Source organism: Wenyingzhuangia gracilariae (genome assembly GCF_056387575.1).
In genome coordinates this window covers 656,368-676,730 of the sequence record NZ_CM150748.1, presented here as the reverse complement: position 1 = coordinate 676,730, position 20,363 = coordinate 656,368, and the positions used below count along the sequence as shown (strand labels likewise).

Genomic DNA, 20,363 nt, shown 5'->3' with positions numbered 1-20,363 from the left:
AGAACTTTCAATGAAGTAATGTTTTTTCGACTACTTTTTTGCTTAGCAACGATTTGTAAAGATATTCATCGATTATAAATAAACTATCAACAAGTTCTTAAACGACTGAATAAAAAAACAACGAAGCTAACCGAAAAATACCTTTAAACGACTTTTTCAAAATAATTGTAAAAATCTTTCAGCGATTGAATTTTTCATAAAAAGAGAATAATAAAGTAGGGAAGTGGTTTACTTTCAGTTTTAGCGGTTCTGACCTATGCTGGCTAACTTAAAAGTATATGGTTTGTTGCGTGGTTAAGCAACTAAGTTAACAAATAAAAACCGAATAGAAAATCCGATAGGATTTTCGTAAGTAGGCTAGAACTAGCAATAAATTATATACGGTGTTAGCTGTAGTTTTTATTTTATATCTTCCAAAAAGCTTAATTCCTTTGGGTATTTTTTTAGTGATTTCACTTTATTTTTTCCATCTATAAAATATCTTTCCATAACATATACTGTATTCATAGAATCCCAAGTTTTTTTTATTTTTAATATCTCTCTATCAATATTTAATTCAGATTCTTCTTTCGTTAAAGTTATTTCAATTGTATGTCTAATTTTTTCATATTCAAGACCAAGTTTTCTATGAATATCAGATTTTTCATTAGGCTTTAAAAAAGTTTGTAAACCTGTAAATAACGCAACAACAAATAAAAGAAAAGGTAAGAAGTATTCTTTGTTTAGAAAGAACAGATAAGTATTAAACCATTCATTTTCTATTGAAGGAAATTTATAAGAAAAAGCGACCATTGTTGATAAAACGAAAGCTGAAATTCCTATTCTTTTTTCAATCTTTCTATAATATTCAGATTGATAACAATGAGCATATTCTAATTGGTGAACCTTTCTCATCCAATCTAAAAGCATAGTTTTTTTCTTTTCCATTTTATGAAAGTTGTTGGTCGATTTTATTTAATAGTTCTGTTGGGTCGATAATCATTTTTCGATTTATAATAGATTCTGAAATATGCTTAGGTCCAATTACAATTGATTTATCCAATCCATTTTTTCCTGTGAAAGAAAAAAAAGTGGCAGAAGTCAAAGGTGAATTTGTATGACCTGACTTATGCAATTTTCCAGCTTCTATTTTATAGTTTCCGTTCTCGAAATGTATTTCTTTGGATGTTTGGTAAAGCTCTATATCTATTTTTTCATTTACAGCCTTAGAAGTGTGTTGATTTACTTCGTTTAATGAATCGTTATAAACTACTTTAAAAAACGAATGATTAGAATTGTCTGAATTAATATTATAGTCAAATCTATTATTGATTATTTTCCCTGTTATTACCCAACTTTCTGCATAGAATGTATGTGTATGAACTGAAAAGTTTTCACATTTTTCTAAATCAATATATTGATTTAATGAATCATCCCAAATGTGTAATCTAAGAAAATCAAAACTTTCTAAAGATTTATCAAACTTATATAATGGAATAGATAAAAAACCTTGTGAACCAATTGATGAAATAGTATAATTGTTTGGAATAATTTTAATTGACTTTGAAATTAGTTCCCAGACGTACTTTATATTTAATTTTTGCTTGTTTTCTCTACAGTAAATTATTTCTCTAACACCAATTAATCTATAAATCAAAGATTCTGTGTATATATCATTTTCTTTTTTAATGATACTTTTAAGTTTCTCTATTGAGATTGTTTTTGAATCAGTAAATATTAGTTTACCAATATCATTCTTAGGTTTTATAACAGATTTAAATTCTTCAGCATAACCTTTTAGTAGAGGTTCGTAATAAGTCCTAAATTCAGAATCGCTAATATTTTTGTTTTGATTCATTAATTGGTTGATTTTGAGTTTCGTGGTAAATTACAGCTAACGGTTTTGGCTAGGCTTTGTGTGGGCTTGAAAATCGGCCAGATTTTCGAACACAGACTAAGCCGAAGCTTTTTGTTTGGTTTTGTTTCTTTTGGTTTTAACTAAGCCATCCCGAAGCATCGGGACAACAAGATTTGGCGACCTAGTAAATATACACAAAACTTTGAAGTTAAAACAAAACCCGCATGAAGTTTAGCCGGTGTTGGCAACTGTAATTTTTGTATTAAATGATATTATTCAAATCTTGTTTTCCAATTATAGCCATAATTTCAACAATGTCATTATTAATTCTATAATAAATACTATCAGAACCACACGCACAACGTCTATATCCTTCTTTTATAAAATCGATAGATTCAAATGAGAACGGACGTTGAGCTATAATTTCAAAATACTCAAAAAAAGAGTCAAAATATTTGTCAGCTTGTGCCATTCCAAATTTTTCAACTCCATAATGATGAATTCTCACTAAGTCTTCTTTAGCAGTATTACTTAATTTGTATTTAGCCATTAAGCAAAGATTTCGATTGTGCTAAAATTTCTTCTTTACTGTCATTTGTAAATCCACTATTTTCAGCTTTTTCAAGCTTGGCACTTATCCAATCTATTTTTCTTTGTTGCTTTCTAGCTTGTCTTATCAAGTCATTAACAAGTTCACTTTTACTAGAATACTCTTTGTTGTCAACTTGAGATTTTAACCATTCATCATTTGGTTGTGTAAATGAAATACTTTGTCTTGTCATGAGATTCTATTTTGATGTAAATTTACACCAAATAAATTTTTCGACAAAATAAAATGTATCATTATCTTTAAAAATTTCAGGAATTATTATCAACTTATTTTTTTATAATTATTACAGGTAACGGGTTTAGCTAGGAAACGTAGCGTTTAAACTAGTCGATTAGTTTTCAAATTAAAACTACACAAAATAAATAAAAGACCAACTTTGATTAAGCACAAAAAAAGCTATGTTTTTTAGCTGTTGTTGGCTGAAGTTAATTTAGAATTATTCTAATTAATTAATATTGATTTTATATTAACTTTGTCGGTGTAAATATTTTATATTTAATACTGTTTATGATAAGTGATAATTTCAATCTTTTGGATTTTGGTATAGTTGGTGGAGATAAGGTTTCTATTGGCGAGTTACTACATTCCTCATATACAAGAGGTAGAGAAGATTTAAAAAATGAAATTAGTTCAGATTTTCAAAAAAATCTTCAATCTGCTGCTCATTCATCTTCTTTATTAAAATCTAAACTAAAGGATTTCGATATTGACGTTAAGGAAATGTTTATAAAAATAGTTGATTTTGAAACTTTCAAGTGTTTAGTGATTATAAATGATGAAGATTATTTTAACAAAACAAAAAGAAGCAAGTCTTATAACACAGCTAGAAATATCAATAATACTAATACTAGGATAGAGTTAGATTTTTCAATTATATCGTATTCTTCTGAAATAGTTACGGAAAATATTATTTCAGACGGTTTTGTTTTTAAGTATGGGAAAGAAGAATTATAGTGCTTACGACCATGCTTCTCACAACTTAAAAGCTCATAATTTTTTAAAAGAAAGTGGAGAGTTTAAAGATTGGGAAGTTACTACAGCTTTTTATTCCTCAATGAAGTTTTTTGAAGGTTGTTTGTTTCCTAATGATTATCCTCATCCTAAAACAGGAGAGAAGATTGAATTTAATTCATACAATGATTATAAATCTATATTTAATAAGTTTATAGGAGGTACACCGCATGAATCAATGAAGTTTTTTGTCGAGAAAAACACAAATGACGAAATATGGGTTAGTTATAAATCTTTATACGACATATGTCATAGCTCTAGGTATAAGAATTATATGATTGAAGATGGTAATTTAGAAATAGCGAGAGAATCATTGGAAGAAATAAGGCTGTACTGCTTAGAAAATCAATGTTAACTTTTTATTTTTTCGACTTAATTTTAGCCAACGGTTTTGGCTAGGCTTTATGCGGGCTTGAAAATCGACCAGATTTTCGAACACGGACTAAGCCGAAGCTTTTTGTTTGGATTTGTATTTTTTAGTTAAACTAAGCCAAATCAACAAGATTTGGCGACTTAGTAAATATACACAAAACTTTGAAGTAAGCACAGAACCCGTATGAAGTTTAGCCGGTGTTGCCATGCGTTTTATTCAATTCGCTTATAATTATGAAAATTCCCTCTAGGTAAATAAACAATTTCTAAATCTTCTGTTGTTAAATTCTCTATTACATATTTAAGAGTATCATTTCGATTTGTTAATAATAGAGTTTTAGAATTGTTATTTGTCTTTATATTGTAATTATAGATATCCGTAGAATCAATAGCGATACCTTTATATTTAAAAATCCATTCATATTTAGTAATTCTCACAGTTGCTAATGAATCATTTAGATTTAACCAAGTTCCATCTTTAATTTTTTCGAACACTTCAAAGTCTCTTGGAAAATGATTTATCTTATTGTTAATATCTGTTTGGACTCCTTTTGTAAAATCATACATGACGTATGTGTAATAACTAATTGTTGTAAATAAAATTCCAAGAGTCAAAATTGATGTTTTTTTATATTTATAATATTTTCTTAGATCAATATTGGTACAACGTATAGTAAAGGAAAAGTAATTAATCCGATAAATCCAATTAGGTTTTCTTTTAAATAATTCACAAATTTTGGCTTAGTTAAAATTAGAAATCTAATTTCAGTTATTAAAAAAATTAAATAAACCCAAATAACTACATATGTAAAAAAATAAGCCCCAATAAATCTAAGCTGTTCAATTATCATACAAACAATAAAAATAAATAGAGATATAATGTTTAAATTTCTTATAATATTTTTCATTCATTTTAATGCTTGGCAACGGTTTTGGCTAGGATTAGTGCGGGAGAAAATCGCCAAGATTTTCAGACATGTACTAAGCCTAAGCTTTTTGTTTGGTTTTGTTTCTTTGATTTCACAAAGCCAAATCAACAAGATTTGGCGACATAGTAAATATACACAAAACTTTGAAGTAAGAACTAAACCCGCATTAATTTTAGCCGGTGTTGGCTAATGTTTTAGTCTTATTTTTTAATTTTCAAGAAGTATAGTTTTTTATTAGAATCATTTAAATAATTAAGAATTAATTCTGACTTATTTAATCTAATGATATTAAAATTTTGATGTTTAGTATCTTCTGTCAACACAGCGTTTTCGTTATTCCTATATCCTTTAATATCCGAATATTCAATATTGATTATGTTTTCAAGTTCATTATAATTCCATATCCCTGTTTTGTAAGAGCCAAAGCCACAATTGAAACTTCCAGAATAAATTATCGTTTTATCTTCATTGAATACAATATTTGAAATTCCACCTCTTCTAATTCCAATTTCAACAATTTTATTGTCAATATTAATTTCAGCTTCTTTCCATTTACCAAAGATTAAATTGATATCGTCAGTTTGAGCGTTGATACTTATCCCGAATAAAAGAACAATTATAATTAATTTTGACTTTAGTCTTTCCATGATTTTTTACATTAGTAACACAAAATTTAAAAATTTCATTTTATAATAAATACTATTGAAATTATTACTTCTTAAAGATTATGTCAATACTACCGCATTCATATTGAACACTCAATGTAAGTGTCGTTTCAGTTATTTTCTTTATTTTAAATTCTGCAGACCCTTTTTGTTTTACTCCATTTTCAGATAAGTCTGTTAATTTAATGCTACTATTTTCTAGTTTATAGTTCGCTTTAGCCGTTACTTCACCAGATTTAAATTCCGCAGTACCATTATTATTAAAATGGAATGAATTAACAGGAAAATAATTTACCTCTTTACAATTAGGATTTGAAGTTGTCACTTCTGAAAACTTCCAAGTACCAATTAGTTTATTAGAATCTTGAGAGTAACCACAATTAAGTATAAATACTAAAAATATTAAAGTTAATAGTTTTTTCATTGTTTCTTTTTTAATATTTGCCAACGGTTTTGGCTAGGCTTTGTGCGGGAAGAAAATCGCCAAGATTTTCGAACACGGACAAAGCCGAAGCTTTTTGTTTGGATTTGTTTCTTTTGGTTTTCACAAAGCCAAATCAACAAGATTTGGCGACTTAGTAAATATACACAAAACTTTGAAGTTAGCACAAAACCCGCATGAAGTTTAGCCGGTGTTGGCTAATGTTTTTCTGCATGTTTTTTTAATTCAGTTTCAATATATAATTCTATTTTTTACTTAGGTATTTTATTAAACTTAAATAAAGATAACTGATTATAAATTAGCTATACATTCTCTGAGAAATTTCTCTTGTCAAATCTTTAGAAAAACCAACAACAATTGTATTTCCTGACTCTTTTAATATGATTTTGCCAGAAGGCTCTTTTTTTAATCTATTTTCGATTATGAGTAATTTATCTTTATTCAATATAATTTTAGCTTTCGAATTAGATAAGTTTTCTAAAGTAACGTCTTCAAACAACAAGATTTTTTCTATATATATATATTATTTTATTTTCAATTTTTATTAGGGTTTAGTGTTGGGTAAAATAACATTAACAGAAAATTGAATTCTAGATATAGATTCTTTTTTATCAACATCAGAAGATTTTCCACCAAGCTTTAGAGAATAAACACTGACACCTCCATTGATTCCTGATTCTTGTTCATTAGAAGTTGTTACAGCTACGTCAAAATCAACTTTAGAAATTGTTCTTAAACCATCTTCATTTTTATAAAAAGTTGATAAAATATTATTTTTATTCATATCCCATTCGTCGATATGAGGGTTTATTCTTGCTCCGTTTTCTAAAGCAAATTCTTGAGATTCTTTAACTCCTTTTATTATAGATTTTAATGTTTCAGAAACGAATTCATCTAATTTCATATGGTTTGTCGATTACGTTATTTATGTTTTTTTCAAAATATTTGCCAACGGTTTTGGCTAGGATTAGTACGGGATTGAAAATCGAAAAGATTTTCGAGAACGGACTGAGCCTAAGCTTTTTGTTTGGTTTTGTTTATTTTGTTTTGACTAAGCCAAATCAACAAGATTTGGCGGACATTGTAAATATACACAAAACTTTGAAGTAGGACAGGAGCCCGTATTAATTTTAGCCGGTGTTACCTTATCGTATTTTATTTACTGGAACTTTTCGGGAAATAGAAATATTAGCGTTGTTACTGATTTTAATTTTCAAGAAGTTTTAATTTCTTATTTAATATAAAATTCTTTTAAGTTTTTTGAAGTTTCAAAATTCAGCGTTGCTACTTTTTTCAGTTTTCAAGGAATAAAAACCATTCATTAAAAGACTAACTATTTTGTAAGCAAAAATCTCAAAATTCAACGTAGCTACGAATTCATTTTCAGCGTTTTTAAAGTACATTTTTATATTGTGATATACTTTCAGGCAAAAGTTTTAAAAATTCAGCACAGCTACTTAAACAACAGATTTAAGAACTATTTATCTTCTAGAAAACTATCGTGAAAAGATTTTAGGAAAAACTACTGAACCAACAAGCCATGGAAATTTGAATACGTATGATTGAAAAAGTTTCAAAGCTTAGAAATATTGATTTTTGGAGTTTACCCACACTGATTCCCAAACTTTATTTTGCGATTTTTTCGACTATGTAAGGTAACGGTTTTGGCTAGGCTTTGTGCGGGGTTGAAAATCGACAAGATTTTCGAACACGGACTAAGCCGAAGCTTTTTGTTTGGTTTTGTTTCTTTGTTTTCACAAAGCCAAATCAACAAGATTTGGCGACTTAGTAAATATACACAAAACTTTGAAGTTAAAACAAAACCCGCATGAAGTTTAGCCGGTGTTGGCTATAGTAATTATTAGGTTATATTTCAGTTACAGCAGATTTTAATAAATCTTCAACATTAGTTTTTGTAAATACTGGAAATTTAATTATTAATTTTTCAATGAGTTGATTAATTTCTGTTTCTCCTCCATATATTTCATTTTTCATAATTGATATTAATTCTTTTATATTCTTTTCGGGATTAACCATAGAAAATAAAATATACTTTAACCAATAACGAGAAAAGTCTTCGATTAATTTTTTTCTCTCGACTTTTATCTGAAATTTTATATTTTCTTCATTATCATTAATATAAGAACCTTCCATTGTTTTCTCATAACCTAAATAGTCGAAGATTTCTTTTTTCTCAATTCTGTTAATATAAGATTCTTCAAAAAATTCAGGTTCATATTTATAAAGTAAATATATTAGAGAATAGATATTGTTATAGATGTCTGTTCCTTTAAATCTATAAATAGCTTCCGCTCTCTTTTCAAATAAGATTAATGAATCTCTCCATTCATCATACCATTTATCATCTTCTTTTGTGTGAAATTCTTTACCATCGCATTCAATAATTATTTTCTTATTATTATTAATTAAAGCTATGTCTCCTCTAAAGTTTCCACTGATTGTTTTTAATGGATATTGTACTTGAACTTCCGTCTCATAATTGAGAAATTTCTCTAAATGATTTAAAAAATATTGTTCAATAGGGGACTCAACTTTATCAAAATCGTATGAATGTATACCAAATTGAATTACTTTGTAAAAATAATCAAGATTCATTTATTTTTTGTTCATTTTTATTATAGCCAACGGTTTTGGCTAGGCTTTGTGCGGGATTGAAAATCGACCAGATTTTCGATTACGGACTAAGCCGAAGCTTTTTGTTTGGATTTGTTTCTTTGGTTATCACAAAGCCAAATCAACAAGATTTGGCGACCTAGTAAATATACACAAAACTTTGAAGTTAGAAATAAAACCGCATGAAGTTTAGCCGGTGTTGTACTGCGTTATTTCACTATTTATATTTCTTTTTTCAGTTTATTAGGATTTTGACGTGTGTCAAATATCGTAACAATTGTAATTTTTTTACTGTTATGTCTGTAGAATAAAGATGTTTGTTTTGTAATTACGCATTTATGTAACCCAACTTTCTTTTCAGATTGAGGAAAACTTTCAGGGTTAATTTTTATTAAGTTTATGTTTTTATCCAGCTTCTTTATGAAGTCAGATTTAACTTTTAGGCTCCAATTTTCAACAAGAAATTCAAATAGTTTTTCAAGTTTTTTCTCAGCCGTTTTTGAAATAATTACAGTTCTACTCATTATCTGTGAGAAGCCATAAAAGTTTCATAATTTGTAGTTTTTCCTTGAGATATCTCTATATCAGCATTATCGATTTCGTTTTGTTGTTCAGAACTAAGTTCATCCCAAAAATCAGAAGTTTTATCTTTCTTTAAAATATTTTTTATAGACTCAAGTATTGAAGGATTGTTTGTGTTTAACAACAATTTCATTAATTCTAATTTTTCAGCTTGTATATCCATAATTAAAAGATTTATTACAAAAGTAGGAAATTTCGAATTGAATATAGTTTTTCAGTGTTACTATTTAATGCTGTACAACGGTTTTGTATAAAAATCAGTTTGGGAGAAAACGTCGAAGACTTTTCGAACCGAGCGATTTTTATGTTTAAAAGTACAGAACTTTGGAGTATGAACCAAACCCAAATTGTTTTTATGCGGTGTTAGCCTGCGTATTTTTCAACCTTTGAAAAATATTTCAGCAAGAGATAGTTTTTTTTAGAATTAAAAACTTAATCTTTCAGCTTTTAAGATTTCTTTTTTTGTTTTCGTTTTTAGAATTAAGCTTTCAAAACTTGGAGGTTTTTAAAAATATTTTAAGAGTAAATTTATTTTTCAATAATAATTTTAGGATAGCTACGAATTATAAAATTCTCTATCAGACATTAAAAATATTCATTAATAAAAACTTCTCAAGCCTATTTTAAGCTACTTTCTCAGTGTTTAAAAAACTTTCAAAGAAATAATGTTTTCGCGACTATTTTTTTGCTTAGCAACGATTTGTAAAGATATTTATCGATTAGAAATAAACTATCAACAAGTTGTTAAACGACTGAATAAAAAAACAACGAAGCTAACCGAAAAACACCTTTAAACGACTTTTTCAATGTAATTGTAAAAATCTTTCAGCGATTGAATTTTTCATAAAAAGAGAATAATAAAATAGGGAAGTGGTTTACTTTTAGTTTTAGCGGTTCTGACCTATGCTGGCTAACGGTTTTGTATATGAAAAGTAGTGGGTTTAGTGGACTAATTTTTCGGATTATAACTGACCTTTGATTTATTGATTTTATTTCGTTTAAGCGATTAAACCGCTATTTTTTATATGCGGTGTTGTGCGTTCGTGCTTTTAAATATTCGTTCATAAACAGTTTTGTAAAGTATTTACTTCCTTTATTATTTAAATGGGTATTATCTTGGTAATATTTTGAATTTGGAATAACGTTTGAAAAATCTTTATAATTTGGTAAACTATTTTTCAGAACTTTATTGTTTCCTTTAAAATTGTATATCGGAGAAGTAAAAAAATATAAACTTATATTTTCTTTTTCACATAACTCTATAATATCTTTTAGATGAGGGTTAAATTCATCTTTTAAAATATATGTCATTGTTTCTTCAGTGTTTTTTATTTTTCCAAATAGAGGAACAAAACCTTTGCTGTCATCTATAACTGACATTTTCCTGTTGGACAACGACATTATTAATTCTCTAAACCCCAATTTTGAGCCATATTCACAATATCTTAAAAAAGGAATTTTTTTATAAAGAACATATTCATTATTCTTGTCAATTTTTTGAAATTCATTCCATATATCCTTTTCGTTAATGTATGTTAGCCAATCAACAGTACATTCTCCACCACTATAAAATTCATTCCATATATAGTCTATTTGAATATAGATGTTTTTTGTTATTTTTCTTTTTATAATTTGTTGTACAGATAACTTAATTTCAAAAACGCTAGAACCAGGAATTCCAAAATTAAATCCTTTTTTAGTAGTTTCTTGTTCTATTAAGTTAATATCTATATTATGTAAAACTCTTGAAGAACCTAAAACAACGTAATCAAACGAATCTTTCTTTTGTAAGCCCATTATGTAATCTGGGATGTTTCTCGGAGCTCCATTGTAGTGAATATATGTATAGCTCTTGTCAAGAACGATACTCATTATTATTAATGCGATAGACAATAATGCTATGTTTTTTAAAAAAATCTTCATTTTAAAATTGAAAATATATAAAATCATTCATATCCGAAAAATTACCCAATACTAGAATTAATAAAATAATTATGATTGTTTTTAATTGATATTTGTTATCCTTGAACAAAGGGAAATCTTTATGCCTTCCAAACCATTCTATTATGATTAATAAGAAAATTAAAGGAAAAATTTCAATAGAATAGCGTTCTATTCGTAATCTTTCGATTTCTAAACTAAAAACAAATATTTTCTTAATATAAGCAATAGCTGTTTGCATATTTTCCGCTCGAAAGAATATCCATGCAAAAACAACTAAAATGAAAGTTTTAGCCATAAAAAATAATTCTTTTAAACTTGGGGTATTTTTATTTTCTGCTATAATATTTAGATGCCTTCTGTTTTTATTATTTAACATTGAAGGAAGAAAGTATAAGGCATTTAGTGTTCCCCAAACAATAAAAGTCCAATTTGCTCCATGCCAAAACCCACTTACAATAAATATGATAAAAACATTTCTAATGACTTTATACTTTTCTACTTTACTCCCACCAAGTGGAATGTAAAGATAATCTCTAAACCAAGTAGATAATGATATATGCCATCTTCTCCAAAACTCAGCTATATCTCTTGAAAAGTAAGGGTAATTAAAGTTTTTCATAAGCTTAAATCCAAATAGTCTTGATAATCCTATAGCGATATCTGAGTAGCCACTAAAATCACAATAAATCTGAAAAGTAAAACAAACAGCACCAATGATTAATGTTGTACTCGAATATATCTCATAAGTATTAAATATTTCATTTGCATATTGTGCACAGGTATCAGCAATCACAACTTTTTTAAATAAACCCCAAACTATTTGCCTGATGCCTATCATAGCACTTTTATTATCAAAAGAACGCTTGGTGTAAAACTGAGGTAATAAATTTGTTGCTCGTTCAATTGGTCCAGCAACTAATTGAGGAAAGAAACTTACAAAAGCAGAAAAAGCAATAAGGTCTTTAGTTGGTTCAAGTTTGCGTTTGTAAACGTCTATAGTGTAGCTTAATGTTTGAAAGGTATAAAAACTAATTCCAACAGGTAAAATTATGTTTAAAGAATTAGCACTTATGTTAGTGCCAAAAAAGGAAAAAGCTGTAATAAAGTTATCTAGAAAAAAATTGTAGTATTTAAAGAAACCAAGAAATCCAAGATTTACAAGAATGCTTGTCCATAATAGAATTTTTCTTTTAGTTTGACTTTCTTGTTTTGATAAGTTAATACCAATTAAATAATCTATTACAGTACTAAAAAGAATTAATGATAAAAACCGCCAATCCCACCATCCATAAAAAATATAACTTGATAGTACAATTAATAAGTTTTGTAGCTTTAAGTTCTTATTAGTGACGAACCAATATAGAATAAATATAATGGGCAAGAATATTGCAAAATCAATAGAGTTAAATAGCATTCTTTTATTCTAAATGTTTAAGTTTTTCGAGTTTTTTCTCCATGACGCACAACTTAAAAGTATATGAAAAGTAGCGAATTTTAAAGCACTAACTTTTCGTTACTATATATAGTATAAATTTAGAAAAATAAACCATTGATATCACAGGAATACCGCTATTTTTTATATACACTGTTGTGTTTAGTATCATGTCACTATTCTCATTTGTCGAAGACATTATTTTTATCTATTTGATACGGAGTATCTCCGAACACGTTGCTACGAGCTATAAAACGCTTCCCCAAGTTTTTACTTTTCAGTATATATTCTTTATTTAGGAATAAGGAATGTCTGCTGAAAATTCTATCGAAGGCTACTAACATTTATGCCATTCTTTTTATCTTTTCAATTTTATTCAATAAAAAATAATCTTGTTATAAAACTATAAATACTTGATTTTTAAATATTTATTGAATAACTTCAAACTGTTGTACGTTCCAACGTACTGAGAGCGAGCTCTCAACGATGCAATCGAACAGTTTGATGATAGGTAAATTCATTCTTCATTTTACCTATCAAAAGATAAAAAGAGTGGCTTCGTTATCACATACCTTCGATAGAAGCTAAAAAAATGGGGGAGTCCTTAGCTTCGGAGATATTAAACACCAACGGGTTTGGCTAGGCTTTGTGCGGGATTAAAAATCGGCTAGATTTTCGAACACGTACTAAGCCGAAGCTTTTTGTTTGGTTTTGTTTCTTTTGGTTTCACAAAGCCAAATCAACAAGATTTGGCGACTTAGTAAATATACACAAAACTTTGAAGTTGGCACAAAACCCGCATGAAGTTTAGCCGGTGTTGTATGTAGCTTTTATTTTTCGTCTTCAATAATCTCTTCGCATTCCTCAATCCATTCAATTGAATTATTTATTGAATCTATTTCTCTATGGTTCAGGGTTTCTATAGGAGCAATTCTTCCAGTTGCAAAAATTGTTGTTTCGCTTATCTCATGAATACTAGCCTCCATTTTTATTTCTAAATCTTGAGGTAATGATTTATAATTTATCGTATTAGATTTAAAACCAACAAAGTCAAAATGAATAAAAATATCTGCTATATTATATTTTTTTGTATCGATTTCTAATTTAAAATTACCATCAGTGTCACTAGTCGTTGAATAAATAACTTTTTTATTTATTGTTGCTGTTACTTCAATGTGAGATAGTTTTTTACCTGTTTTATTATCTGTTATTTTTCCTGTAATTGAAGTTGTCTTTTTTTGATCAATGATATTAGATTCAGTGCATATTTCATTTAATTTTTCAGCTTTCATATCAGTTACTACTAATCCAAGAAAAGCAAGTAATGTTATGGGCGCAGAATAAATTGAAGTCTTGTAAATCCTTTTAATAGAGTCTAATTGATTCAAATTGAACCTACCACAACCTTTTTCATTTGTGATATTATTAAATTTCGTATAATCATTAACATTTTCGTTGCATTGAGAACATAATTTAATGTCAATTCCTACAGTTGTCATTGAATCAAATGATTCAGAACAGCAATATGATAAAGATTTTTTTTTAGTTTTCATAGTTACATACAACTTAAAAGTATATGAAAAGTAGCGAATTTTAAAGCACTAACTTTTCGTTACTATATATAGTATAAATTTAGAAAAATAAACCATTGATATCACAGGAATACCGCTATTTTTTATATACACTGTTGTGTTTAGTATCATGTCACTATTCTCATTTGTCGAAGACATTATTTTTATCTATTTGATACGGAGTATCTCCGAACACGTTGCTACGAGCTATAAAACGCTTCCCCAAGTTTTTACTTTTCAGTATATATTCTTTATTTAGGAATAAGGAATGTCTGCTGAAAATTCTATCGAAGGCTACTAACATTTATGCCATTCTTTTTATCTTTTCAATTTTATTCAATAAAAAATAATCTTGTTATAAAACTATAAATACTTGATTTTTAAATATTTATTGAATAACTTCAAACTGTTGTACGTTCCAACGTACTGAGAGCGAGCTCTCAACGATGCAATCGAACAGTTTGATGATAGGTAAATTCATTCTTCATTTTACCTATCAAAAGATAAAAAGAGTGGCTTCGTTATCACATACCTTCGATAGAAGCTAAAAAAATGGGGGAGTCCTTAGCTTCGGAGATATTAAACACCAACGGTCTCGGCTATGAGTAGTTGCGTGGTTTAGCGTTAAACTTTGCAAGTAGACATCAAACTGAAAATCCGCGAGGATTTTCAGAAGTAGGCGAGAACAAGCAATTACTTATAGCCATTGTTATGTGCTGGGCTTTTTTCAATTCGGATTAAATCGGTTAAATGATTGCCAATATTTGTCCTTATAAATGTCAAAGTCCAGCTCGATTTTATTTTTATATTCTTTTTTTATTTCGTGTAATATTTTTGATGGATTTCTAAATTCAACACAAGCGAAATAAACCTCTCGAACTGAATCTGCCGTTTGTCTACCAATATTTAAATAGCCATTTGAATCTTTTAATTCTGCCATTATTTTATCCTCAATTTCGTTGAGAAGTTGATAAGTGGAATCGTCAGGCATACCATTGTTATTTTTCCCATCATATTTTATTTCCATTACTGCAATCCAAGGATGAGATGCTTTACTGTCCCAATTCAATAAATCTGTGTTGATAACCGCAACTAATGGAAGTCCGTTTTTTAAAGTCGCTTCGAGTCCAGAATAGTTATCGTTTTCTGTGTTGTGTCTGAAACCTTTATATTTTTCAACAAACTCTTTTTCTCGCCAAGTCAAAAAGTCCTTTAGTTTTTCTAATGGGATTAAGTCTGAAGTAGCATCTTTCGGATTAATTATATTCACGTTGTCAATCGTGGTAACTGAATTCAATTCGCCAAGAGAATTATCTAAAGCAAGATAAACGCCATTTGTCATTACAGTTCTGTTTTCTTCGCTGAAATCTTTATGAGCAATTGTAATATCTATTTCGTCTGGCATTTGTTTATGGTCAGTTGAATAAAAGCTCATTTTACTTTCGTCAAATTTATAACCGTCCATTTCAATTCCGAATTGATTTAAGTCAGAGGGTTGTTTGAGTGCTGTAATTTTCCAACCTTTCATTTTCGGTGCAGACTGTGCCAATTCCTCAACAAACGCAATGTTTTTTATTATTCCATCGGCTGTTAAAATCAATTCTGCTGTATTTTCATCGTACATACCTGCAAGAAACCAAAATCCATCTTTTAATTCGTTCAGTTTTGGGGCAAGTTTGTCAAAAAATACTTTGTTTATATTTCCTTGGTCTTTTAGAACATTATGGAATTTTTTTTCGTTCTGTTCGAACCAATTCCAAAAATCAGAGTATGAATTTATAGGTTCTTGTTTAGTGCTAAATATTGATTTTAAAAAACTCATCTTCTTATTAGTTCGGATTTTTTTTCGCCTTGCACATAACGGTTTTGTATTAAAAATCAGTTTGGGGAGAAAGCTCGCAAGAGTTTCGGACCGTGCTGATTTAGTTAGTTTAAAAGTACAGAACTTAGGGAAGGAAACCAAGCCCAAATTGTTTTTATACGGTGTTGCCCTACGCAATTTCCGCAGCTACGTTTTCACTTCACCGTTTTACACTTTTAAAACACAGTTACTGCTCAGTTTTCGTGTTTATTAAATTATTAATAATGCTTTGTGAGCTTGAAGATTTATTCTTCACAGCTACTTTTCGTTCAGCGTTGCGACTGATTTATTCACGAAGTTGCGTTTTTCAGCGCTTCTACTGGTTTATTTTTTCGTAGCCAACTGATTTCATTCAGCGTTGTTAGTGATTCATTTACAGAGCTACAATTTTTAGCGTTTCGACTGTCTTTTCAATTTTAAGTTAAACTATCCTATTAAAACTTAACTTTCAATGATAATTTTGCGAGCAGCGTGATGACTAAATTTCCTTAGAATAGTTGACTTTTCCTGTTAACTGCGGGAAATCAGACATGATTTCGACATTGTGTTGGGCAACGGTTTTGTGTATGAAACGTAGCGTGTAAAAAGACACTAACTTTTCGGATTTTACACGAGCCGAATTTTTTATTTTTATGTTTAATTTTCTTTTATAAATATAACCAAATAAAAAATTTGGCATACTTTGTAAATATACAAAAACCTCTCGGAAAGCCTGTAATAGCTATGTTTTATACACGTTGTTGTAAGTAGTGCTTCACGTTCTGCTTGGTTTTCCGATGTTTGTTATTTAGTTCAAATGTGAGCGTTGGCAAGACATACTCTTTTGCGATTTTTGGCGTAGCGTTGGCTGTAGCGAATTGCGAATGTGTATGGCTTTAAGCTCTGGCATCTATTTCAGCCATTAAGTTTCTATGGTGTGCCAGATATTCTTTTCTCTTTTCATTCAAAATAGTATTTTCAAGTTTGTAATCTTCCCAAAAATCTTTTACATCTCTTGAAACTCTATTAGAAAAAATCATATCTCCATTATCTTCAAATGAGATATATTTTAAATCAAATAGAGAATCAATAGTTCGACTTAATAACAATCCATTGTCAGGGTCATAAGCTTCAATTTCATTTGAATCAATGAAAGGTTTAATATGGCTGGCAATTAAAACAGGATATGATAACCTTTCTAAAACGCATTTTGGGTTTCCGTAAATTTCCTCACATTCTTCTTGTAATTGATTTTTGTATAATCTATGTAGGTATGGGTCTCTTTTCTTCTCAATGTGTTTAAGATAAGCTTTGTCTTTGTAATCAGCTCCAAATATAATTACAGCATCTTCTTCAAAATAGAGTTCATAATCACTTCTTCCTCTTCTTATGAAAACAACATCGTCTAACTTGTTTAATATATTATTTAAGTAGCCTATTTGATTATATTTTCTTTCTATAAAACCACTACTTTCTGCTTCTTGACGAATACTATTTAACTCGCTTTCGGTTACATATTCCCTTTCGTAGTTTGCAATATCAATTGTCATTAAGGCAATGATATCTTTTTTAGTTAGTTTACCAATTTCTTCTAATGTTTTTAATAGAAAATTTATCTGACTCCAATTATGTGAATTTGTAATTGAACTATTGAATTTTGCATTAGAATAAACTATTTTAGAAAATAAAGTCTGTCGTCTTCTACTGGAACGTGCTGTTAAATAATCTTTTGTATTTGGATGATAAGATTTAAATTCGGGATTTACAAAACCTAATTTAATACATTGATTAATCGCTTTTCGCGTAGAACCAAGTTGATTGTTTATGTTAGAAGAACTTTTTGGCACTGCATTTAAAACAGCTCGTTGTAAGTCCTTATAATCTTGGGAATTGTAAACATAATCTCCGTCAGAGTTAAGTTCGTCTACTTTATTTACTAAAAGTTGTAGAGTTGTTAGAAATTTATCATCATTGAAATCAGTATATTCCAAAGTCAATTTCCAATATTCTTCATAATTCTGCTGTGGCATAATCTTTTTTAATATTTTTTTTATAAAACTCATTTTCTACTATAAATAAGTACTCCTTATTCGTTTCTTTTTTTTCTTTTCCTGTGATTTTGTAAACGTGTTTTTTTTCAATCACTTGTACATTATCTGAATACTTTTTTAACAAATAAAGAAGTTCATCTTTTGAAGGATAGGAAGAATTATTATAACTTAAATACCAATACTTGAAATTTGACAATTTTGAAAATAAATTGTCAAACAACTCAACTGCAATTTTTTTATTGATAAAATTATTCTCGAAAGGCTTTGTTTTCTTTGAAGTAATAAAATCATCAACTAATCCATAAAAGCCAAAGTAATTATTCATTGTACCTGTGTATGGTGGGTCTAAATAAATAATATCTGCTGAAACTGTATCTAATAAATTAAAAACATCATCATTATATGCTTTGTTTTCTTTGTTGTTATTAAATACAGCATTGTTATAGTCATCTAAATTTTTTAAGAAATGAAATTTGAATGGTTGATTGTGATAAGCTCTTCTTCGTTTGTACTTTTCATAACTGTATTCTTCATCACGTAATTGAACAATTTTGTCCCAATTAAGATTAAAGCGAGAATATGGCATTTTTCTTATCATAGCTCTTCTTATTAAAGAAAAAGCCAATGATTTTTTTTCTTCTGAATCTAACTTTTCAATATTCTTTCTATATAAATCAAGTTCTTTGCATTCTTCTGGAAAAAAATATACTTCCGAATAATTATCGAACATAAAACCTTCAAAAGGTTTGCCCGAAAATATGATATCAATATCCTCTTTGGTTAAAAGAGATTTATTGTTTTTGATTAAAGCATTAGCAATATGATAATTTATTTTTAAAATGTCATTTGTATAAACTTCTAAACCTCTACATTTGGCTTCATAACTTAAAGAGCAACCTCCAGAAAAAGCATCAAAAAGTGTTTCAGCATCTTTTGGGAATTGGTCACAAATCCATTGTGCAATTTTTTCTTTATTGCCAATATAGTTGACTTTAGGATACTTAAACATTTTTACTCATTTTGATAATTACTTTTGCAATTGCTTCTGCCATTTTAGGCGGAACAGAATTACCTACCTGTTGTTGTTGTGATATTCTATTTCCTTTGAAAATAAAGTTATCAGGAAAAGACTGTAATTTTGCAAGTTCACGGACTGTTAATGCTCTATTTTGCTCATAATGAAAGATTTTACGCATATCGCCAGTAACACAAACCGAAGGTTTGTCACTTGCGTATTTTATATATTTTCTAACATCACCGGACTTTGGTCTAATTTTTACAGGAATTTCATTTCTATTTCCACCATCAGAAACATAACTCATTTTGGTAAGCATTTGTTCTGAATGTGACATTGCAATATGGTTAGGAATTGAAGATTCCTCACCAGATTCTAATTTTGGATATTTTGACAATGCTTCTTTTACAGAAACATAGTTTTCTACTTCTTTTTGTGGGAATTCTATTTTTTGATTTGTTGAAGTGCCAATAAATATTACTCTTTTTCTAACTTGAGGAACACCGTAATCTGCTGAATTTAAAATCTTACAGTCCACTTTATATCCAAGTTTTTCAAAATCTTTTATTATTTCGTTTCTTGTTTCACCTTTGTTGTGAGTGTATAATCTTGCAACATTCTCCATTACAAAGAATTTTGGTTTAATAATTTTTACAACTCTTACAAATTCTTTAAATAATCTATTTCTTGGGTCGTCAACAAATTTTCGACCAATATTTCCTGCAATACTGAATCCTTGGCAAGGTGGTCCACCAATTACAACATCTATTTCGTCAAACTCTTTGAGATATTTTAATTCAGAGTCGGATAAATCACAAATGTCTTTTTCAATAAGTTGATGATTCGAAAAATTGTGTTTATATGTTTCACAAAAACTTGACTCAATATCAATAGAGAAAACATTTTGAAAACCTTTGTTATCAAAACCTAAAGAGAAGCCACCAGCTCCGGAAAACAAGTCTATGTATTTTAATGTAGTTTTCATAAATCTAATTCAGCTTGTTTAACGTTGGTATTTTTAATGTAATTTGCTGTGTCTTCTGCTACTGAAAAAATAGAATCTGAACATTTGTATTTAAAAGCTTCTCTTGCAAATTTGTCGGCAAAGAATAAGTCCGTTATGTTTTGCAACTCATATTCGAATAAAGTAGCGAGTGATTTCAATTTGGATTTGCTAAACTTTTGAGTTCCGTTCTCAATTCTGCTGATTGCACTTGAATTAATTCCGATTTTAGCTCCAAATTCAGTTTGTGTCCACTCTCTCTTTTCTCTTTCCGTTTTAATAAAATGTCCGAAACTTGCCATATTTATAGTTTTATCAAAAAATGATTTGACCTATTTTTAGCAAATGTAATAATAATTTGCGATTTTTATATCAAGTTTGTTGTTTTTTTGTGGTGGGAAGAAATAGCTCTTTTATTTTTTTTA

General features: G+C 28.6%; 22 protein-coding genes. 2 read left to right on the top strand and 20 right to left on the bottom strand.

What is annotated here, in order from left to right:
• Window positions 1-399 precede the first annotated feature (399 nt).
• The 4 genes from ACY2IJ_RS02770 to ACY2IJ_RS02755 form a co-directional block, all read right to left on the bottom strand.
• Window positions 400-927, bottom strand: a complete 528-nt coding sequence (locus ACY2IJ_RS02770; RefSeq protein WP_299782896.1) for an SLATT domain-containing protein — start codon at window positions 925-927, stop codon at window positions 400-402.
• A gap of 1 nt (window position 928) precedes the next feature.
• A complete protein-coding gene (locus ACY2IJ_RS02765) occupies window positions 929-1,837 on the bottom strand; it encodes a hypothetical protein (RefSeq protein WP_299782894.1) in 909 nt (302 codons plus the stop codon).
• Window positions 1,838-2,099: 262 nt separating this feature from the next.
• Window positions 2,100-2,387 (bottom strand): type II toxin-antitoxin system RelE/ParE family toxin, encoded by a 288-nt coding sequence (locus tag ACY2IJ_RS02760; RefSeq protein WP_476725643.1) that lies wholly within the window; start codon window positions 2,385-2,387, stop codon window positions 2,100-2,102.
• Complete coding sequence (locus ACY2IJ_RS02755) at window positions 2,380-2,619, bottom strand: ribbon-helix-helix domain-containing protein (protein ID WP_302885371.1); 240 nt, start codon at window positions 2,617-2,619, stop codon at window positions 2,380-2,382. Before ACY2IJ_RS02755 ends, ACY2IJ_RS02760 begins: the two co-directional genes overlap by 8 nt.
• A gap of 335 nt (window positions 2,620-2,954) precedes the next feature.
• On the opposite strand from ACY2IJ_RS02755, the gene ACY2IJ_RS02750 reads away from it, so the two are divergent.
• Window positions 2,955-3,401 (top strand): hypothetical protein, encoded by a 447-nt coding sequence (locus ACY2IJ_RS02750; protein ID WP_476725642.1) that lies wholly within the window; start codon window positions 2,955-2,957, stop codon window positions 3,399-3,401.
• Window positions 3,382-3,813 carry a hypothetical protein gene (locus tag ACY2IJ_RS02745; protein WP_476725641.1) on the top strand — a complete coding sequence of 144 codons (432 nt, stop codon included), beginning with the start codon at window positions 3,382-3,384 and terminating at the stop codon, window positions 3,811-3,813. Before ACY2IJ_RS02750 ends, ACY2IJ_RS02745 begins: the two co-directional genes overlap by 20 nt.
• Window positions 3,814-4,043: 230 nt before the next feature.
• Here the strand turns inward: ACY2IJ_RS02745 and ACY2IJ_RS02740 are convergent, their stop codons facing one another.
• The 16 genes from ACY2IJ_RS02740 to ACY2IJ_RS02665 all read right to left on the bottom strand — a co-directional run bounded on the left by ACY2IJ_RS02740 (window position 4,044) and on the right by ACY2IJ_RS02665 (window position 20,240).
• On the bottom strand, window positions 4,044-4,445 hold the full coding sequence (locus ACY2IJ_RS02740) for a hypothetical protein (RefSeq protein ID WP_476725640.1): 402 nt from the start codon (window positions 4,443-4,445) through the stop codon (window positions 4,044-4,046).
• A 514-nt stretch (window positions 4,446-4,959) separates the two neighbouring features.
• Window positions 4,960-5,406 (bottom strand): hypothetical protein, encoded by a 447-nt coding sequence (locus ACY2IJ_RS02735; RefSeq protein WP_476725639.1) that lies wholly within the window; start codon window positions 5,404-5,406, stop codon window positions 4,960-4,962.
• Window positions 5,407-5,470: 64 nt separating this feature from the next.
• Window positions 5,471-5,848, bottom strand: a complete 378-nt coding sequence (locus tag ACY2IJ_RS02730) for a lipocalin family protein (protein WP_476725638.1) — start codon at window positions 5,846-5,848, stop codon at window positions 5,471-5,473.
• Window positions 5,849-6,164: 316 nt separating this feature from the next.
• On the bottom strand, window positions 6,165-6,368 hold the full coding sequence (locus ACY2IJ_RS02725) for a hypothetical protein (protein ID WP_476725637.1): 204 nt from the start codon (window positions 6,366-6,368) through the stop codon (window positions 6,165-6,167).
• A 42-nt stretch (window positions 6,369-6,410) separates the two neighbouring features.
• Window positions 6,411-6,770 carry a hypothetical protein gene (locus ACY2IJ_RS02720; protein ID WP_476725636.1) on the bottom strand — a complete coding sequence of 120 codons (360 nt, stop codon included), beginning with the start codon at window positions 6,768-6,770 and terminating at the stop codon, window positions 6,411-6,413.
• Window positions 6,771-7,732: 962 nt separating this feature from the next.
• Window positions 7,733-8,482, bottom strand: a complete 750-nt coding sequence (locus ACY2IJ_RS02715) for a hypothetical protein (protein ID WP_476725635.1) — start codon at window positions 8,480-8,482, stop codon at window positions 7,733-7,735.
• Window positions 8,483-8,721: 239 nt separating this feature from the next.
• The gene (locus tag ACY2IJ_RS02710; protein ID WP_476725634.1) at window positions 8,722-9,024 is read right to left on the bottom strand and encodes a type II toxin-antitoxin system RelE/ParE family toxin; all 303 of its coding nucleotides are present in this window, start codon (window positions 9,022-9,024) and stop codon (window positions 8,722-8,724) included.
• Complete coding sequence (locus ACY2IJ_RS02705; RefSeq protein ID WP_476725633.1) at window positions 9,024-9,245, bottom strand: hypothetical protein; 222 nt, start codon at window positions 9,243-9,245, stop codon at window positions 9,024-9,026. The genes ACY2IJ_RS02710 and ACY2IJ_RS02705 overlap by 1 nt, the downstream gene beginning before the upstream one ends.
• An 851-nt stretch (window positions 9,246-10,096) precedes the next feature.
• Window positions 10,097-11,005: a hypothetical protein gene (locus tag ACY2IJ_RS02700; RefSeq protein ID WP_476725632.1), complete on the bottom strand. Its 909-nt coding sequence runs from the start codon at window positions 11,003-11,005 to the stop codon at window positions 10,097-10,099.
• A 1-nt stretch (window position 11,006) separates the two neighbouring features.
• Window positions 11,007-12,440 carry an MBOAT family O-acyltransferase gene (locus ACY2IJ_RS02695; RefSeq protein WP_476725631.1) on the bottom strand — a complete coding sequence of 478 codons (1,434 nt, stop codon included), beginning with the start codon at window positions 12,438-12,440 and terminating at the stop codon, window positions 11,007-11,009.
• Window positions 12,441-13,288: 848 nt separating this feature from the next.
• Complete coding sequence (locus ACY2IJ_RS02690; protein WP_476725630.1) at window positions 13,289-14,011, bottom strand: peptidase associated/transthyretin-like domain-containing protein; 723 nt, start codon at window positions 14,009-14,011, stop codon at window positions 13,289-13,291.
• Between the two features lie 745 nt (window positions 14,012-14,756).
• On the bottom strand, window positions 14,757-15,851 hold the full coding sequence (locus ACY2IJ_RS02685; RefSeq protein ID WP_476725629.1) for a DUF695 domain-containing protein: 1,095 nt from the start codon (window positions 15,849-15,851) through the stop codon (window positions 14,757-14,759).
• Window positions 15,852-16,765: 914 nt separating this feature from the next.
• Complete coding sequence (locus tag ACY2IJ_RS02680) at window positions 16,766-17,932, bottom strand: HNH endonuclease (protein WP_476725628.1); 1,167 nt, start codon at window positions 17,930-17,932, stop codon at window positions 16,766-16,768.
• Window positions 17,880-18,929 (bottom strand): DNA adenine methylase, encoded by a 1,050-nt coding sequence (locus tag ACY2IJ_RS02675; RefSeq protein ID WP_476725627.1) that lies wholly within the window; start codon window positions 18,927-18,929, stop codon window positions 17,880-17,882. The genes ACY2IJ_RS02680 and ACY2IJ_RS02675 overlap by 53 nt, the downstream gene beginning before the upstream one ends.
• Window positions 18,922-19,920 (bottom strand): DNA cytosine methyltransferase, encoded by a 999-nt coding sequence (locus tag ACY2IJ_RS02670; protein ID WP_476725626.1) that lies wholly within the window; start codon window positions 19,918-19,920, stop codon window positions 18,922-18,924. The genes ACY2IJ_RS02675 and ACY2IJ_RS02670 overlap by 8 nt, the downstream gene beginning before the upstream one ends.
• Window positions 19,917-20,240 (bottom strand): helix-turn-helix domain-containing protein, encoded by a 324-nt coding sequence (locus ACY2IJ_RS02665; RefSeq protein WP_014798146.1) that lies wholly within the window; start codon window positions 20,238-20,240, stop codon window positions 19,917-19,919. Before ACY2IJ_RS02665 ends, ACY2IJ_RS02670 begins: the two co-directional genes overlap by 4 nt.
• Between the last annotated feature and the right edge of the window lie 123 nt (window positions 20,241-20,363).

What these genes read in the sequence shown, in the direction of transcription:
- ACY2IJ_RS02770 (WP_299782896.1), bottom strand. Translation starts at nt 927, where the DNA reads ATGGAAAAGAAAAAAACTATGCTTTTAGATTGGATGAGAAAGGTTCAC.
- ACY2IJ_RS02765 (WP_299782894.1), bottom strand. Translation starts at nt 1,837, where the DNA reads ATGAATCAAAACAAAAATATTAGCGATTCTGAATTTAGGACTTATTAC.
- ACY2IJ_RS02760 (WP_476725643.1), bottom strand. Translation starts at nt 2,387, where the DNA reads ATGGCTAAATACAAATTAAGTAATACTGCTAAAGAAGACTTAGTGAGA.
- ACY2IJ_RS02755 (WP_302885371.1), bottom strand. Translation starts at nt 2,619, where the DNA reads ATGACAAGACAAAGTATTTCATTTACACAACCAAATGATGAATGGTTA.
- ACY2IJ_RS02750 (WP_476725642.1), top strand. Translation starts at nt 2,955, where the DNA reads ATGATAAGTGATAATTTCAATCTTTTGGATTTTGGTATAGTTGGTGGA.
- ACY2IJ_RS02745 (WP_476725641.1), top strand. Translation starts at nt 3,382, where the DNA reads ATGGGAAAGAAGAATTATAGTGCTTACGACCATGCTTCTCACAACTTA.
- ACY2IJ_RS02735 (WP_476725639.1), bottom strand. Translation starts at nt 5,406, where the DNA reads ATGGAAAGACTAAAGTCAAAATTAATTATAATTGTTCTTTTATTCGGG.
- ACY2IJ_RS02730 (WP_476725638.1), bottom strand. Translation starts at nt 5,848, where the DNA reads ATGAAAAAACTATTAACTTTAATATTTTTAGTATTTATACTTAATTGT.
- ACY2IJ_RS02720 (WP_476725636.1), bottom strand. Translation starts at nt 6,770, where the DNA reads ATGAAATTAGATGAATTCGTTTCTGAAACATTAAAATCTATAATAAAA.
- ACY2IJ_RS02715 (WP_476725635.1), bottom strand. Translation starts at nt 8,482, where the DNA reads ATGAATCTTGATTATTTTTACAAAGTAATTCAATTTGGTATACATTCA.
- ACY2IJ_RS02710 (WP_476725634.1), bottom strand. Translation starts at nt 9,024, where the DNA reads ATGAGTAGAACTGTAATTATTTCAAAAACGGCTGAGAAAAAACTTGAA.
- ACY2IJ_RS02705 (WP_476725633.1), bottom strand. Translation starts at nt 9,245, where the DNA reads ATGGATATACAAGCTGAAAAATTAGAATTAATGAAATTGTTGTTAAAC.
- ACY2IJ_RS02700 (WP_476725632.1), bottom strand. Translation starts at nt 11,005, where the DNA reads ATGAAGATTTTTTTAAAAAACATAGCATTATTGTCTATCGCATTAATA.
- ACY2IJ_RS02695 (WP_476725631.1), bottom strand. Translation starts at nt 12,440, where the DNA reads ATGCTATTTAACTCTATTGATTTTGCAATATTCTTGCCCATTATATTT.
- ACY2IJ_RS02690 (WP_476725630.1), bottom strand. Translation starts at nt 14,011, where the DNA reads ATGAAAACTAAAAAAAAATCTTTATCATATTGCTGTTCTGAATCATTT.
- ACY2IJ_RS02685 (WP_476725629.1), bottom strand. Translation starts at nt 15,851, where the DNA reads ATGAGTTTTTTAAAATCAATATTTAGCACTAAACAAGAACCTATAAAT.
- ACY2IJ_RS02680 (WP_476725628.1), bottom strand. Translation starts at nt 17,932, where the DNA reads ATGAGTTTTATAAAAAAAATATTAAAAAAGATTATGCCACAGCAGAAT.
- ACY2IJ_RS02675 (WP_476725627.1), bottom strand. Translation starts at nt 18,929, where the DNA reads ATGTTTAAGTATCCTAAAGTCAACTATATTGGCAATAAAGAAAAAATT.
- ACY2IJ_RS02670 (WP_476725626.1), bottom strand. Translation starts at nt 19,920, where the DNA reads ATGAAAACTACATTAAAATACATAGACTTGTTTTCCGGAGCTGGTGGC.
- ACY2IJ_RS02665 (WP_014798146.1), bottom strand. Translation starts at nt 20,240, where the DNA reads ATGGCAAGTTTCGGACATTTTATTAAAACGGAAAGAGAAAAGAGAGAG.